This window comes from Gordonia sp. DT219, from assembly GCF_049847065.1.
GTDB lineage: Bacteria > Actinomycetota > Actinomycetes > Mycobacteriales > Mycobacteriaceae > Gordonia.
Genome location: NZ_JBNCNR010000001.1, coordinates 421,229 through 437,836, shown reverse-complemented (window position 1 = coordinate 437,836; position 16,608 = coordinate 421,229). Strand labels below are relative to the sequence as shown.

Annotated in this window: 9 protein-coding genes; 1 reads left to right on the top strand and 8 read right to left on the bottom strand. The window is 68.8% G+C overall.

Annotation, left to right across the window (positions count from 1 at the left end):
• Positions 1-11: 11 nt before the first annotated feature.
• The 3 genes from alaS to ACPXB3_RS02120 form a co-directional block, all read right to left on the bottom strand.
• Positions 12-2,723, bottom strand: a complete 2,712-nt coding sequence (gene alaS, locus ACPXB3_RS02130; protein ID WP_425726186.1) for an alanine--tRNA ligase — start codon at positions 2,721-2,723, stop codon at positions 12-14.
• A gap of 124 nt (positions 2,724-2,847) precedes the next feature.
• A complete protein-coding gene (locus ACPXB3_RS02125; protein WP_425726184.1) occupies positions 2,848-3,381 on the bottom strand; it encodes a hypothetical protein in 534 nt (177 codons plus the stop codon).
• A gap of 28 nt (positions 3,382-3,409) precedes the next feature.
• Entirely contained in the window at positions 3,410-4,375 is a 966-nt protein-coding gene (locus tag ACPXB3_RS02120; protein WP_425726182.1) for an exodeoxyribonuclease III, read from the bottom strand.
• 133 nt (positions 4,376-4,508) lie between these two features.
• On the opposite strand from ACPXB3_RS02120, the gene ACPXB3_RS02115 reads away from it, so the two are divergent.
• A complete protein-coding gene (locus ACPXB3_RS02115; RefSeq protein ID WP_425726180.1) occupies positions 4,509-6,581 on the top strand; it encodes a HelD family protein in 2,073 nt (690 codons plus the stop codon).
• A gap of 52 nt (positions 6,582-6,633) precedes the next feature.
• On the opposite strand, the gene ACPXB3_RS02110 is transcribed toward ACPXB3_RS02115, so the two are convergent.
• From ACPXB3_RS02110 to ACPXB3_RS02090, 5 genes are all read right to left on the bottom strand, one after another.
• Positions 6,634-8,013: a replication-associated recombination protein A gene (locus tag ACPXB3_RS02110; protein WP_425726178.1), complete on the bottom strand. Its 1,380-nt coding sequence runs from the start codon at positions 8,011-8,013 to the stop codon at positions 6,634-6,636.
• Between the two features lie 6 nt (positions 8,014-8,019).
• Entirely contained in the window at positions 8,020-9,198 is a 1,179-nt protein-coding gene (locus ACPXB3_RS02105; RefSeq protein ID WP_425726176.1) for a hypothetical protein, read from the bottom strand.
• A gap of 98 nt (positions 9,199-9,296) precedes the next feature.
• A complete protein-coding gene (locus tag ACPXB3_RS02100) occupies positions 9,297-10,232 on the bottom strand; it encodes a transglutaminase family protein (protein WP_425726414.1) in 936 nt (311 codons plus the stop codon).
• A 41-nt stretch (positions 10,233-10,273) separates the two neighbouring features.
• Positions 10,274-13,054 (bottom strand): circularly permuted type 2 ATP-grasp protein, encoded by a 2,781-nt coding sequence (locus ACPXB3_RS02095; protein WP_425726174.1) that lies wholly within the window; start codon positions 13,052-13,054, stop codon positions 10,274-10,276.
• Positions 13,051-16,518: a DUF2126 domain-containing protein gene (locus ACPXB3_RS02090; protein ID WP_425726172.1), complete on the bottom strand. Its 3,468-nt coding sequence runs from the start codon at positions 16,516-16,518 to the stop codon at positions 13,051-13,053. Before ACPXB3_RS02090 ends, ACPXB3_RS02095 begins: the two co-directional genes overlap by 4 nt.
• Positions 16,519-16,608: the final 90 nt, after the last annotated feature.

Sequence of the window (16,608 nt, the reverse complement as noted above, 5' to 3'; positions counted from 1 at the left end):
CTCAGGGCACATCAGTGCAGGAGCTCGCTGATCTGCCGTATTGCCACGTCCACCCCGGCCGGATCGGTCCCCGATCCCTGGGCCAGGTCGGGTTTGCCGCCGCCCCGCCCGCCGAGCAGGGGTGCGATCTGCCTGACCACCTCACCGGCCTTGACGCCGGTGGCGCGGGCGGCCTCGGTGGTGGCCACGACGAACGGCACCTTCGCCGGCTCGCCGTCGGCGCCGTCACCGCCGGAGAACAGCGCGATCACCGCGGACCGGTCGGCCACCCGGCCCCGCAGGTCCGCGGCCACCGACCGGAGGCCGTTGGCATCGACTCCGGGCACCCGGCCGGCCACGAGCAGGGTCGAACCGACGGTGCTCGCCTGATCGAACAGCGCGGCCGCCGACGCGCGGGCGGATTCGGCGCGCACCTTCTCCAGTTGCTTCTCGGCATCGCGCAATCGGCCCACCAGTTGCTCGACCCGGGCCGGTACCTCTTCGGAGGGCACCTTCAGTGACGAGGCGAGCCCGGCCATCAGCGCGCGCTCCTTGGACAGGTGGCGGAACGAGTCCATGCCGACGTAGGCCTCGACGCGCCGGACACCCGAACCCACCGACGACTCGCCGATGAGGGTCACCGGACCGATCTGTGCCGAGGACGCCACATGCGTACCGCCGCACAGTTCCATCGAGAACGGTCCGCCGATCTCGACGACGCGCACCTGATCGCCGTAGTTCTCGCCGAACAGCGCCAGGGCGCCCATGGACTTCGCCTCGGCGAGACCGGTCTCGAAGGTGTTGACCTGATAGTTGGACTCGACGGCCTCGTTGGAGATCTCCTCGATCTCGCCGCGCTGCGCGGCCGTCAACGGGCCGGCGGAGTGGAAATCGAAGCGCAGGTAACCGGGCCGGTTCAGCGAACCTGCTTGTGTCGCACCGGGTCCGAGCACCTGACGCAGTGCTGCGTGAACCATGTGCGTACCCGAGTGACCCTGGGTGGCGCCGTGTCGCCAGCCCTGGTCGACCGCGGCGAGCACCTCGTCGCCCTCGATCACCTCACCGGTCTCGACGATCACATTGTGCAGCCACACCGACTTGCCGACCCGCTGTACGTCTTTGACCGCCAGCCGGGCGCCGGTGCTGGTGGTGATGGTGCCGATGTCGGCCATCTGTCCACCCGATTCGGCGTAGAGCGGGGTGCGATCGAGGATCACTGTCAGTTCCTGGCCCGCGGTGGCGTTGCGCATCCGGGCGCCGTCGGCGACGAGGCCGATGATCCGCGCCTCGGAGACCAGCTCGTCATAACCGGTGAACTCCGTCGGCCCGCGGTCGAGGAATTCGCGGTAGACCGCGGCGTCGGCGTGGCCGGTCTTGCGGGCATTCGCGTCGGCCTTGGCACGTTGCTTCTGCTCGGCCATCAGCTCGGTGAAACCGGCTTCGTCCACCGACAGGCCGGCCTCGGCCGCCATCTCGAGGGTGAGGTCGATGGGGAATCCGTAGGTGTCGTGCAGCGTGAACGCGTCGCCACCGGAAAGCGTCTTCTTGTTCGCCGATTTGGTGGCAGCGGCCGCGTCGCCGAACAGCTTGGTGCCCGCCGCGAGGGTCTTGGCGAACGAGACCTCCTCGCCCACCGCGACGGTCAGGATGTGCTCGCGCTTGGCGGCCAGTTCGGGATACGACGGCGCCATCAGGTCGATCGCGGCGCCGACGAAGTCCGCCATCATGGGCCGATCGGCGCCGCCGGGGTTCGCGCCGTCGGCCGCGCCCGTGGAACCGAGCAGCCGGGCCGAGCGAACGACGCGCCGCAACAGCCGCCGGAGCACGTAGCCGCGTCCGTCGTTGCCGGGGAGCACCCCGTCACCGATCAGCATCGTCGCGGTGCGGGTGTGGTCGGCGATGACGCGGAATCGGACGTCGGCCTCATGATCGCCGCCGCCGTAGGAGCGACCGGTCACCGTGGTTGCGAGATCGATGATCGGCTTGAGCAGGTCGGTCTCGTAGACATTGTCGACGTCCTGCAGGATGCAGGCGACCCGCTCGATCCCCATGCCGGTGTCGATGTTCTTCTTCGGCAGCGGACCGAGGATCTCGTAGCCCTCCTTGCCACCGCCGGGGCCCCGCTCGTTCTGCATGAACACGAGATTCCAGATCTCGATGTAGCGGTCTTCGTCGACCTCCGGGCCGCCCTCGACCCCGTAGGCGGGGCCGCGGTCGTAGAAGATCTCCGAACACGGCCCGCACGGACCGGGCACACCCATCGACCAGTAGTTGTCTTTCAACCCGCGGCGCTGGATCCGTTCGGCCGGCACGCCGATCTCCTCGCGCCAGATCGTCTCGGCCTCGTCGTCGTCGAGATAGACCGTCGGCCAGAGCTTCTCGGCCGGGATGCCGTATCCGCCGTCCTCCACACTGCCGGTCAGCAGCGTCCACGCGAAGGCGATCGCCTCGCGTTTGAAGTAGTCGCCGAAGGAGAAGTTGCCCGCCATCTGGAAGAAGGTGTTGTGGCGCGTGGTGATGCCGACCTCGTCGATGTCGAGGGTCCGCACACACTTCTGCACGCTGGTGGCCCGATCGAACGGCGGGGTCCGCTCACCGAGGAAGAACGGCTTGAACGGCACCATGCCGGCGTTGACGAAGAGCAGGTTCGGATCGTCGAGGATCAGGGAGGCGCTGGGCACCTCGGTGTGCCCGGCCTTGATGAAGTGATCCAGGAATCGCTTCCGGATGTCATGCGTCTGCACTGGGGGTGTCGTCCTCGGAATCGTCGATGGCTGTTCTGCGGCTTACCAGCCTACCGCCGGGTACCGCCACGGCAGGCCACCGGCGTCGTTGTCCATTGGCGGCGACCGGCCCGGCCGCGATCGGCTAGGTGATCGTGTAGACCACACCGTCGCCGGCCGCGGCCCGGTCGGCCATGAACATGCGTGCGGTGACCAGGTAGTCGTTGATCACCGGCGCAGACCACGTCAGGCCTCGCGAAAGCAGCGGGTTGTCGTCGGCGACGAGGTCGACCTGCCGAAGGTCGGCGGCGATGGCCGCGGTGTGCGCAACGTCGAGTACTCGTAGCCACGGGGTGCACGAGTAGCCCTCGGCGAAGGACATCGTCGGTTCTCCTTCGACCAGCGCGTAAGACTCTCGCGCGCTCTCTCCGGCACCGCCCGAGAAGAGATCCTGGAAGACCCGGTACGCCTTGTCCAGGTACAGCATCGTCGGCCGCGGTTTGTCCGGGTCGATGTAGGAAAGGCGACCAGGGCGGATCCCGCCGAGTTTCTCCGGCGGGACCGGCACCAGACGCCACGCGTCGGCGAGTGGATCGACCCCGAGAAACGGCGAGGGGTCGCGGCGGGCGTCGTCGATGCGATCGCCGGGGACCGGATATGCGTAGTAGCGAATTCCCATGTCCACACTGTCCCTCAGGGTGCCCACATCACGGCCCACCCTGGTGCCGGTTATCCACAGCGGCGGCGGCTGTGGATGGTCGGCTGGCTAATGGGCCCGGAGTGTGCTCCCGGTAGGTCACGACGAGAGGAGCGTGATCGGAGAGGCGTTCGGCCGGCGATGGTTCCTTGTCCACCACGACCTCGGTGGCACGGCGCGCCAGACCGGGTGTGGCCAGCTGGTGGTCCACCCGCCAGCCCACGTCCTTGGTGAAGGATCGACCGGCCCAGCTCCACCATGTCAACGGTCCGGGCCGGTCGCCGTGCACCTGTCGCACCACGTCGACCAGCCGTCGCCTGCCCAGTACCGCATCGAACCAGGCGCGGTCCTCCGGGAGGAATCCGTCCATCGTGCGCGCGGCCCGCCAGTTGGTCACATCATGCTGTGTGTGCGCGATGTTGAGGTCGCCCACGAGGAGGAACTCGCGACCGTTGCGTAGAGCATTGAGACGACTGCGGTCGAGCTCGAGGGCGAACGCCGTGAGGAATCGCCGCTTGCGCTCATGCTTGAGCCCTCCGTCCGGTGTGTCCCGCATCGCGCCCGCCCGTTGCAGATGTGCGGGCAATCCGCCCTTCGGCAGGTAGAGACAGGCGACCGGCAGGTCCCGATCGGCGAGGTCGGCCTCGACGTATCGGCCGTGCGCGGCGAACTCGGCGAGACCGCGGGCCCGGGGCGGATGAGTCACCCACGTCCGCACTGCGGCTGCGGTCTGTCTGGTCAGGATGGCCACCCCGTTGCGACCGGCCACGGCGCCGACGTCGGCCGCCACCGAGTAGCCGGGAAAGTGCCCGAGTTCGGATGCGGGACAACGCAGTTCTTGAATTGCGAGAACATCCGGCGACCGGACGGCCAGCCAACGATCGAATCCGCGCCGACGCGCTGCCCGAATCCCGTTGACATTGAACGAGGCGACCGTGAACGTGTCGGCGTCAGAATCTGCGTCGGTCGGTGTCACACCGGACACTCTTACCGAGCACCCGCGGTGTCGACAACCCCGTACGAGGTCACACGTTCACGAGAAGATCAACTTTGTCTTTCGCGAACCCACTGTCCATAGTGGACGTTTCGGTCGACGGGAGGACGCGTACATGAGCGGGCAGAACACGGCGAGCACACAGGTCGACGAGGAGCAGCGGCACGTCGACACGATGTACGAGCGCCTCGACGAGACGGTGCGTACCGAACGCACCGCACATGAGCGCGCTCTGGCGGTACGCGTCGACGATCCCGGTGACCGCTATGCGCGGGACCTCGAGGTCGCGAGATCAGCGGAGAACGTCCGCCGGATGCACGCGGCCGAACGGTCCTTGTGTTTCGGACGTATCGATACCTCCGGCCATCGAGAGTCGCTGCACATCGGCCGTGTCGGTCTGCGCACCGAGTCGGACGAACTGCTGTTGGTCGACTGGCGTGCCGAGGCGGCGCGGCCCTTCTATGCCGCGACGATGGCCGCTCCGATGGGGGTACGCCGACGCCGGCACGTCCGGCTCGACGGCCGGCACGTCGTCGACGTCACCGACGAGATACTCGACGGCAGCGCGCCCACGCCCGAAGACGTGGTCGGCGACGGTCCGCTCGCCTCTGCGCTGAGCGCAGCCCGTACCGGCCGGATGCAGGATGCGGCGGCGACGCTCCAGTCCGAGCAGGACGCGATCGTACGTTCCCCCCATCGCGGGATCATGGTCGTCGACGGCGGCCCGGGCACCGGAAAGACGATCGTGGCCCTGCACCGTGCGGCGTATGTGCTCTACGCCTTTCCCGCCGTCGCCGATCGAGGTGTGCTCGTGTTCGGCCCGAACCGGCGGTTCCTCACCTACATCTCCGAGGTGCTGCCGTCGCTCGGCGAGAACGACGTGGCGCTGGCAACGATGGCAGATCTCGTCGGGGCAGATCTCGTGGGGGCGCAAGACGCACGGGCCGAACCGGATTCCATCGCTCGCATCAAGGGCCGCGTGGCGATGGCCGAGGGTCTCTCCCGCTGGGTGCAGCGTCACCAACCACGGCACGCCTCGCTGCAATTCCCCATCGGCGGCGACACGATCGTCCTCGACTCCGGCACTGTCGACGGCGCGCGACGACGCGCCCTGCAGGGCGGCGTCGGCCACAACCGCGCCCGAGAACTCTTCGCCGAGTTCGTCGTCGACGACCTGGTGAACGAACTTGAGGAACGCGGCGCGCGGGAAACCGCCGAGTTCGAGGCAGAACTCGAAGCGATAGGTATCGACCTGGACCGCCTCGGCCCCGACGACCGACCCCACGCCGATCTCGCGGATGATTCGGAGGTCGACTGGGAGGGTGTCCGCGAGGAACTCCTCGAGGATCGGGCCATCGACCGGGTGATCGCGAAGGTATGGCAGCGACTCGACGCGGACGAGGTCGTCCGCGGCTTCCTGAACGACCGCGATGCGTTGACCGAGGTGCTGCCCGATGTCTCGGCGGAAGAGATCTCACTTCTGGGTGCAAGCGACGACGACCCTTGGGGCACTGCCGATCTCGCCCTGCTCGACGAAGCACGCGCCCTCGTCGACGGAGGTCCCCCGACGATCTACGGTCACCTGGTCGTCGACGAGGCCCAGCAGCTCTCCGAGATGGGATGGCGGGCGCTGATGCGTCGCTGCCCCGCGCGCTCGATGACCATCGTAGGTGATCTCGCGCAGGCCGGGCCGGCGACGACGATCCGGAGCTGGGCCGATGCGCTGAGCCCCTTCGTCGACGACCGGTTCATCCGCCACACGCTGACGGTCAACTACCGGACGACCGCCGAGATCATCTCGGCGAGCGCATCCCTGCTCGGCCAGATCGCGCCCGATCAACAGCCCTCGCGCTCGATCCGGCACGGCGAGCCGCCGCGGATCGTCGACGTGGCCGACGATGCCATCGGTGCCGCGGTGGGGGAGATGGTGGCGCACACCGTGCAGGCGCACCCGGATGAGCTGATCGGGGTCGTCGCCACGACGAATCGTTCTGCCTTCCTGGAATCCCGAATCCCCCAGAGCGCGGCCACCGTCGTCGCGGCACCGGATGCGCGTGGCCTCGAGTTCGACACCGTGATCATCGTCGACCCGGCGGCGATTCGAGCCACCGGCGAGGCGGGTCTGCGCGACCTCTACGTCGCCCAGACGCGCGCGACCAAGCGTCTCGTCAGTCTGCGAGTGATCTGAGCGTGCGTCCGGATACCCTGCGCTGCAGGAACATCGGGGCGAGGCAGTATCGCTAGCGGCCGCGAGAACGACGGGTCGCGCGCCGCACGATCGAACGCAACTTGCCCACCCGAGGGCCGATCTCCCGCTCGAAACCATGATCGGTCGGGTGATAGTAGTCGACCCCGACCAGCTCGTCTGGTGGATACTGCTGCGCGACAACACCGTCCGGGTCGTCGTGCGGATAACGGTAGCCGACGCCGCTACCCATCTTCTTGGCGCCGCTGTAGTGACTGTCGCGCAGATGCGCGGGTACCGCGCCGGCCTTGCCTGCCTCCACATCGGCCAGCGCGGCGCCGATCGCACTGACGACGCCCGCCGACTTCGGTGCGGTGGCCAGGTGGATGGTGGCCTGTGTCAGGGCCAGTCTCGCCTCGGGCATACCGACCAGCGCCACCACCTGCGCGGCCGCGACCGCCGTCTGCAATGCCGTCGGATCGGCCATCCCGATGTCCTCGCTGGCGTGGATCATCAGCCGCCGCGAGATGAAACGCGGATCCTCGCCGGCCGCGATCATCCGCGCCAGATAGTGCAGGGCCGCGTCGACGTCGGAACCGCGGATCGATTTGATGAACGCCGAGGTGACGTCGTAGTGCTGATCGCCATCCCGGTCGTAGCGCACGGCGGCTTTGTCGATCGCCGCCTCCACGTCCGGGAGATCGACCTGCGCGGGGGTGCCGGCATCATCGGGATGTTCCTGCGTGACCACGTCGGCGGCGGCCTCCAGCGCGGTCAGCGCGCGGCGTGCGTCCCCACCGGAGACGGCGATGAGATGGTCGTAGGCGGCGTCGGTGACACTCACCCGGCCACCGAGTCCGCGGTCGTCGGCGACGGCCCGGCGCAAGACCTCGCGCACGTCGTCGTCGGTGAGCGAGCGCAACCGCAGTACCAATGACCGCGACAGCAGTGGCGAGACCACCGAGAACGACGGGTTCTCGGTGGTGGCCGCCACGAGTAGCACGATCCGGTTCTCGACGGCGTCGAGCAGCGCGTCTTGCTGAGTCTTGGAGAAGCGGTGGACCTCGTCGATGAACAAGACGGTCTGTTCGCCCTCGAGGAGCCGGCGGCGCGCCATCTCGATGACCGCACGCACCTCCTTGACACCTGCCGACAACGCCGAGAGCGCCTCGAACCGGCCCCCGGCAGCGTTCGAGATCAACGAGGCCATGGTCGTCTTGCCGGTGCCGGGCGGACCGTACAGGAGGACCGAGGCCGCGCCCGACCCGTCGATGAGCCGCCGCAGCGGGGATCCCGGCCCGAGTAGGTGTTGCTGCCCGACGATCTCGTCGAGCGAACGCGGTCGCATCCGGACCGCCAGCGGTGCGGACACCGACGGCGCGGGCATGCCACCGGTGCCGGACCCGGGATCAGGGGTGGCGAAGAGTCCGTTCATCGCCGGTCAGGACAGCCAGACGCGGTGCAGTGCGCCCCCGATCGCGGCCGCGAAATCGGCGATGTCCTCGTCGACGTCCTGCGCCGCGGACGCGAGGTCGGACCAGCGCGCGACGATGACCCGGGGATCGTTGGTGTGCAGCGCCCAATCGTGTGCATGCTCGGCGGTGATCGCCGCAACCGCAGCCGGCAACGTGGGGTCCGCACCCGACGGGAGCGCGGCATCATCGGGCAGCATCCAGTCGGTGGACAGCCACGCCCACAACAGTCGGGCGGTCACGAGCTGGCGCTGCAGGTCGACGTCCCGGCGCAAGGCCGGCCAGATGCCATGGACCTCCGAGCGCCAGGCATCGACCATCGCGGTCTCGAGCTCGCCGCGGCGATCGAGGGCGTGCGGGCCGAGCTGTGCGGTGAACGTCACCAGGGCGTAGGCGATGTCGAGGGTGGCGTCGCGGAATCCGCCCCACTCATAGTCCATGAACTGCACCCCGGCCTCGTTGAGCAGGATGTTCTCCGGGCCCACATCCGATGGACTGAACGCCCGGTGCTCCCCCTCGTCGAACAGCGCACAGGCGGCATCGAGCGCCCCGAGGACCGCGCAGCCCATCTCCACACCGAGATCGGCGGCCCGCGTGCGCGCCAGACGTACCGCGCGCCTCGCCTCCTCGCCGAGCAGATCGCGTCCCTCGGTTCCCGACGGACCGCGCCGGACCAGCGCATCGAAGTCGCCCTCGCCACCGACGGTCGCAGCGTGCATCCGGCCCAGCGCCTGCCCCCACGCGCTGACCACCCGAGAGATCTCGATGACATCGACGCCGCCGAGCAGCGTGGTCATGGCGTTGCCGCGACCGAGGTCGGAGAGCACCATGAGGCGCGCTTGCGGATCGGGCGCGATGAGCTGGGGTCCCGGCCGCGACTCGGTGGGCAGCGCGGTCGCGTACTTGTACGACGCGATCTCGCGATGGAACGCGTGCGGGTCCTCGTGCTCCGGCAGCGCTTTGATGACGAGGGTGCGGTCCATCGACAGGGGGTTCTGGGCGACGCGTACACGCACCACGGTCGTGCGCCCGCTTCCCCCGAGATCTTCCGGTTCGGCGAGCACGACCGGCGAACCGGCTCGATGCGACAACAGGGCCTCTGCGGCGCGCACCACGCTGGTGATGCGGCCTTCTGTGATGACCGTCATGGCGTCTACCAAGGTACCCAATCTCTCAGACACTCGTCACCGCGCGTGGATATTTCGTCATCGAACAGAGGACTTTCGTCCCTGCCGGGTGAATCCGCTCAGTCCGCATGTGTGACGGCTTTCGACTCCGGGCCGCAGGCCTGCTCGGCGTCGGGCGGGAGGTCGGCGCCGGGATCGAGATCGATGGGGCTGACATCGACCGATACCTCGATCTCGCTGCGGGTGGCATCGGTGTAGATGACTCCCCGCAGGGGCGGCACATCGTCGTAGTCGCGGCCCCACGCGACGGTGACGTGGCGTTCGTCGACGAGTTTGTCGTTCGTCGGATCGAAAGGCAGCCAGCGCCCGTCGGGTAGCCAGACCGCCGCCCATGCGTGGCTTGCGTCGGCGCCGAAGATCCGTTCGCGTCCCGGCGGCGGATCGGTGGCCAGGTAGCCCGATTCGTAGCGCCCGGCCAGCCCCACCGACCGCAGGCAGGCGATCGCCACGCGCGCGAAGTCCTGGCATACGCCCTCGCGGCGCCCCATGACGGTGGCCACGCGCGTACTGATGGCCGTCGACCCCGAGCGGTAGGTGAAGTCGGTGTGGATTCGGGAGGTCAGGTCGGTGACGGCCTCGATGAGCGGCCGGCCGGGGGTGAACACCGACGCGGCGTACTCGGTTACCGCCTCGCCGATCTCCGGGGGATCGAGATCCAGGACGAACTCGATGGCCGAGGGCGGCCCGACCACGCCCGGCCGGGCCTGTTCCCACGGTGTCCGGGCCGCCGGACCGACCAGCAGACCCGCGTCGACGGGATCGACGTCGACGATCGACGTGCCGGTGACCACGAGTTCCGTATGTGGTGTGTGCACGTGAAAATAGGTATCGATGTTGCCGTAGACGTCCAGGCCGGTCGAACGGTCGTCGGGCGCTGGATCGATGTCGACGGCATTGTGCACGACCCGCTGGTGGGGCAGGTCACGCGGGATCAGATAGCAGCGTCCGTACGACGACGACACCTCGTCGTCGTAGGTGTAGCGGGTGCGGTGCATCACGCGATAACGACGTGTGCTCCCCGCGGCGGCACGCGGGGTCACGGGTTGCCTCCACCGAAACCCCAGATGGGCTGTGCGGGTAGCGGCAGCGCAAACCGGCTGCGGGCGAGGACGTCGGAGAGCTCCCGGGCACCTTCACGCGCCATGGTTGCCAGATCGACGAGTGCTGCGCGCCGCCCGTCGTCACCGACGGCACCGAGATCGGCCGGGTCGCTGCGTCGCAGTTCCGAGGTCATCTCCTCCACGATCCGCTCGGCGGCCGCCGATCGCAACGAGTCGGGCAGACCGCTCAGATCCGCACGCAGGCGGTCGAATTGGTAGATCATCGCGCGCGGATTCGTCGCGTCGAAGAAGAGCAGTTGCAGAACCGGGAGCATGCGATACAGACCGCGACTGCGGCGACGGTAGATCACCGCGGACTCACCGGCGGTCAGAAATGATTCCAGCAACGCCTGCTCGACCGCCGTCTCCTGCGGCACCTCGAACAACGCCGCCGTGAGGTCGGCCAGGGTGATGACACGTTCGACGCGGCGTCCCACGTCCATGAACAGCCACGCGGCATCATGCACCATCGACTCCGACTGCAGACCCGACAGCCCCAGCACGGCATGCAGGACCTCCTCGTGCACCCGCGCGAGATCCGGTCCGAGATCCAGCGACGCCTCGCCGAAGACGCCCGCGGTGCGCGTGTCGCCTGTCGCAGAGGTGTCGCCGGCGCCGGTGACCTGCCGCGCCATCGACTCGACCGCCCGCTCCATCGGCGTCAGCACCATCCACGTGCTCGTCGACATCTGGTCGCGCACCGCCCGCGCCGCGGCGACGAGACGGTCGACCGCGAACGCGATGGTGCCCGGCACCGTCGCCGCCACGGTGAGATCGGCGATGCGCCCGAGCGCCTCGTCGACCGGCTCGGGCCACGGGTGCCCGCTCGCGTCGTCGGTCAGCAACTGCGCGGTCCGCAGATATTCGGCGGTGCCGGTGACGGTCGCGACCGCGTGCAACAGCAGCGGCACCGCCGACGTGCCCTGCATCCACGGCCGATACTGGAAGTCCTGACAACGTTCCCGGGCCACCCGCGCCAGACGCGTCACCTGCTCGGTCCGTTCGCCGTAGCGGCCGAACCAGAACATGTCGGCCAGTACGCGCGGGCTCGCGCCCGCAGCGGTGTCGAAGTACTCCGACACCGAGATCCGCTCGGTAGCGCCGATGACCTCCTCGGCCGGTTCGCCACGCGTCGCCGACCGACGCGAGACATGGCCTCCGACATCGGGATTGCTCACCCACACGTCCTTGGCGGCGACCGTCTGCAGTGCCGCCCCGCCGACCCCGTCGGCGAGCACCGAGCCGAGACCGCCGGGCATCACCGCATAGGTCGGTCCCTGCGCCACGCTGAACGCCCGGATCGACACCGGTGCCGCCCGCAGCGAACCGGTCCGCGCGCCCACTCCCCCGCCCGGGGTGATGGTCGGCGCCACCGAGTAGGTCTCCAGCGCGCGCCCCACCCATTCGACGCCGTATGCACCGATGCGCTCGGCGAGCTGTGCGCGGCCTGTGGCGTCCATCAGCGCGCCGACGAACTCCTCACCCGTACGGATGTTGGTGACCAACAGGTGGCCGAGGTCGGCGAGCACCTTCGATCGCTGCAGGTCGTCGCCGGCCCAGAAGGTCGGCACCGATCCCAACGCCAACTCCTCGTCGAGCAGCACCGGGGCGAGTCGTTCCAGCACGGTGTGCAGTGCGGGGTTCTCGCACACCCCGCTGCCGATGCTGTTGACAACGGTGACCGTGCCGCGTGAGATCGCCTCGACCAGTCCCGCGACGCCCAGCCGCGAGTCGGTGCGCAGATCCAGTGGATCGGCAAAGGCGGCGTCGACTCGCCGCAGGAGGACGTCGACCCGTTTCAGCCGCCCGAGCGAACGCATGTAGACGGCCCCGTCGCGCACGGTGAGGTCGGTGCCCTCCACCAGCGGGAAGCCGAGCATCGACGCGAGATAGGCCTGATCGAAGGCTGTTTCGGACATGCTTCCGGGGCTGAACACGGCCACCGTCGGGTCGTCGACCCCCGGCGGCGCGTAGTCGAGCAGGGCCAGCCGCAAGGTGCCGGCGAACGTTGCGATCGGCCGGGGCGCGCAGGACTGGAACAGTTGCGGGAAGGTATGCGAGACCAGCCTCCGGTCGACGGTCGCATATCCGATGCCCGACGGCGCCTGCGTGCGGTCGGCGTGCGCGACGAAGCGGCCGTCGGCCCGCCGGACCAGGTCGACAGCATGCAAGAACAGGGCGTGCGGCCCGGCGATCTCGAGCCGCGCCGCCTTGCGGAGATAGCCGGGATGGGCGAAAACCATCTCCGGCGGCACCAGACCCGAGGTGATCAACCGCTGGTCGCGGTAGATGTCCCGCAGCAGGAGGTCGAGCAGCATCGACCGCTGGGTGATCGCCTTCTCCAGCGACGCCCATTCGACGCCGTCGATGATCAGTGGGACCGGGTCGACCGACCACGGCCGCGCGACGGTGGTGGCACCGTCGACGACGTTGTAGACGACGCCCTCGTCGCGTGTCGCCGCCGCGAGGCGGGCAGACGCGGTCTGCAACCGGGCGTCACCCCGCACGGCGTAGCCTGCGACGAGTTCGTCCCACGCCGGGCGCGGCGCGCCGGTGGAGTCGAGCATCTCGTCGTAGTGGGCGGGGCCGGCGGTGTCGGGGCCGGCGGTGGCGCGCGTACCGCCCTCGCCGATCGATGCGAGGTCGAACAGCGTGTTGCTTTCCGGGAGATACCGGTCGAACACCGCAGGCAGTCGGCCACCCGCAGAATCGGTCACCGGAGAACTGTACGTGCCCGACGTAGGTCGAGAATCGCCGGGACCCCGGCATCGACGGCCGCGCGGGCGGCGCGCTCACGCAACAATCCCACGTCAAGTGTGCCGCTCGTGTGTCCGGACGCCTCGAACCGCCCGTTCCGCCGCGACTCGGCCTCGACCGCGTTCACCGGCGGCCGGTCGTAGGCACGGCCACCCGGGTGGACGATGTGGTAGGTGGCGCCACCGACCGATCGACCGTTGACGATGTCGACGAGGTCGAAGGTCAGCGGGGTGTCGATACCGACGGTCGGGTGCAGTGCGCTCGGTGGCGCCCAGGCCCGGAACCGGATTCCCGCCACCCGCTCCCCCGGCCGCCCGGTACTACTCAGCGGAACGGGAAAGCCATTGCATGTCAACATGTATCGATCGTCATCGCCGCCGGCGACCCGCACCTGCACCCGCTCGATCGAGGAGTCGACGTAGCGCGCGGTACCGGTCCCGGTGGACTCCTCGCCGAGGGTGTTCCAGGGTTCGATGGCGCCGCGCAGCTCGATCTCCTGATCGCGGATCTGCACGGTGCCCAGGCGTGGGAAGCGGAATTCGGTGAACGGGTCGAGCCACGCGGTGTCGAAGGGGTACCCCGCCTCCCGCAGTTCCGCGGCCACCAACGCGATGTCACCGATGATGTAGTGCGGCAACAGGTATTTTCCATGCAGATCACCGCCGTGCCGAATCGGCCGCGCCCGGTACGGACTTTCCCAGAACCAGGACACCAACGACCGCACGAGCAGCGACTGCACCATCGCCATCCGGTGATGCGGCGGCATCTCGAAACCCCGCAGTTCCAGCAAGCCGAGTCGCCCGCGCGCCGAATCCGGACTGTAGAGCTTGTCGATGCAGAATTCGGCGCGGTGGGTGTTGCCGGTGATGTCGGTGAGCAGATGACGCAAGGCCCGGTCGGTGACCCACGGATTGGGCGGGGCGCCCGCGCCCGCGCGCGACGTGGATTTCGCGGCGAGCCGGTCGATCTCGGCAAACGCGATCTCCAGTTCGTAGAGTGCGGACTCACGCCCTTCGTCGACCCGTGGCGCCTGCGAGGTGGTGCCGATGAACTTGCCGCTGAACAAATAGGACAGCGACGGGTGCCGCTGCCAGTACGTCACCATCGACACCAGCAGGTCCGGTCGGCGCAACAATGGCGAATCGGCCGGGGTCGGGCCGCCCAGGGTGATGTGGTTGCCGCCCCCGGTGCCGCCGTGACCGCCGTCGAGATCGAAGGTCTCGGTGCCCAGTCGGCAGTGTCGGGCATGCTCGTAGAGCGACTCCAACATCTCCGACTGCTCCACGAAACTCGTTGTCGGCGCGAGGTTGACCTCGATCACCCCCGGGTCGGGGGTGACGGACATGCTCGTCAGGCGCGGGTCGGCGGGCGGTCCGTAGCCCTCGATGACGACTGCGGTCCCGGTCTGTTCGGCTGCGTCGGCGATCATCTCGACGATCGCCAGGTATTCCTCGAGCGTCGCCGTCGGCGGCAGGAAGACGTACAGCGCATTGCCCCGCTTCTCGGCGACGACGGCGGTGCGCGGCACGAACTCGCCCGGGTCCAGCTCCCGCACCTCGTGCCCCAGCTCGTCGGCTGGCTGGTCGGGCAACCGATCATGCAGCGCCGATGGATCGGAGACGAACACCGTCGGAGCCGGCCCCCACGACAGTGAGTTCAGTGGCAGCCGTAGTCCCGCGGGCGAGGTGCCCGCGGTGAGCACCAGTCTGCCGCGCCGCGTCGTCCAGCGTGGACTGTGCCATGCGGTGTCGTCCGCAGATCGGCTCAGCGGCAACACGTACGCCGTCGGATACACGACGGCGGCGTCGAGCCGGCCGAGCAGTTCACGGCGCACGGCCGTCGAGTCGGTACCGGGTTCGATGTCGGACGCGGGGTCGTCGCCCTCCACCGCCGCCTCCGCGCGGGCGTACGCACGGACGGTCGGCGCGGTCGGGTCGAGGCCCGGATCGCCGGGCGGCAGTGCGGCGAATGCACGCATCCGGACGAGCGGATCCTCGAATGCCGGCATCACCTGCGCGGGCGGCAGCCCCAGCCGGGATGCGAAGGCCAACAGCAGGCCGTGGGCGGCGTCGGCGCCGTCGGCGGTCGCGTCCGCGCCTGCGGTCTCGATGCGCAGGCTCTCCGCAGCCGCCGCTGCGTCGGCCCAGGGGTCGCCGAGCAGCTCCGGCCGCCGCCAGATCGGCACCCCGTCGGTGCGCCAGATCACCGCTATCTGCCAGCGGGGCAACGGTTCCCCCGGATACCACTTGCCCTGGCTGCGCTGCACGAGGCCCTGCGGGGCATACTCGCGCTGCAGCCGACCGGCGAGTTCGGACGCCAGCTGACGTTTGTGCGGGCCGTCGGCCGCGGTCGTCCATTCCGGGTCCCTCCGATTGTCGACGGAGACGAAGGTCGGCTCGCCGCCCATCGTCAGCCGGACATCGTTCGCCGCCATCTTCCCGTCCAGGCCCGCGCCGAGTTCGACCACCCGGTCCCACTGAGAAGACATGTACGGCAGCGTGACCCGCGGATCCTCATGGAATCGACTGACCGTGTTGGAGAAGTCGAGCGTGGCGTGGCACGGACCGGTCGAGCCGGTGATCGGGGCGGCCGCGCCGGGACTCGGGGTGGCCGCAAGCGGGATGTGGCCCTCCCCCGCGAACAGCCCCGAGGTCGGATCCATACCTACCCAGCCGGCACCGGGCAGGTACACCTCGGTCCAGGCGTGCAGGTCGGTGAAGTCGGCGGCAGGTCCCGACGGACCGTCCAGGGATCGGACGTCGGAGGTCAGTTGCACCAGATATCCGGATACGAATCGTGCGGCCAACCCCAGTTCACGCAGCAGCGCGACGAGCAGCCACGCCGAGTCCCGGCACGAACCGATCGCGCTGGACAACGTGTATTCCGGGCTCTGCACGCCCTGCTCGAGGCGCACCGTGTAGCCGACGGCGCGCTGCACGGCCTGATTCAGCCCGACGAGGAAGTCGATGACGCGGATCTTCCGGATCGGCCGGTGTGCCGCGGCGAACTCGGCGATCGCCGGATGCACCGGCGCCCCCGCGAACTCGCCCGCGGTGACCCCGATCGGCCGCAGGTAGGCCTCGAGATCCTCCTTGAGGTCGTCGGGGTAGGCGAAGCCGTAGTGTTCGGCCCACTCCTCGATGAAGAAGTCGAACGGGTTGACCGCGGTCAGGTCGGCGATCATCCCGACCGTGATGGTCAGTGATGCCGATGGCTCCGGAAAGACAAGTCGCGCAAGGTAATTGCTGAATGCATCCTGCTGCCAGTTGAGGAAGTGTGCGGTGGGCTCGACCGTCAAGGAGTAGGCCTCGATCGGTGTCCGCGAATGCGGCGCCGGGCGCAACCGGACCACGTGCGGGAAGATCTTGACGGGCCGGTCGAAGGTGTAGCTGGTGCGGTGCTCCAGCGCTACCTTGATGGTCACAGCAGACCACCTACCTCTCGGTCACCTGACGTGGATTCTCGCCACCGCCGGGTGCAGTGCACCGCGACAGCTGCTCTCGAGAAATCAGAT

Excerpts from the sequence above, each read along its gene's own strand:
- ACPXB3_RS02115 (WP_425726180.1), top strand. The coding sequence starts at position 4,509 with ATGAGCGGGCAGAACACGGCGAGCACACAGGTCGACGAGGAGCAGCGG.
- ACPXB3_RS02110 (WP_425726178.1), bottom strand. The coding sequence starts at position 8,013 with ATGAACGGACTCTTCGCCACCCCTGATCCCGGGTCCGGCACCGGTGGC.
- ACPXB3_RS02125 (WP_425726184.1), bottom strand. The coding sequence starts at position 3,381 with ATGGGAATTCGCTACTACGCATATCCGGTCCCCGGCGATCGCATCGAC.
- ACPXB3_RS02100 (WP_425726414.1), bottom strand. The coding sequence starts at position 10,232 with ATGCACCGCACCCGCTACACCTACGACGACGAGGTGTCGTCGTCGTAC.
- ACPXB3_RS02105 (WP_425726176.1), bottom strand. The coding sequence starts at position 9,198 with ATGACGGTCATCACAGAAGGCCGCATCACCAGCGTGGTGCGCGCCGCA.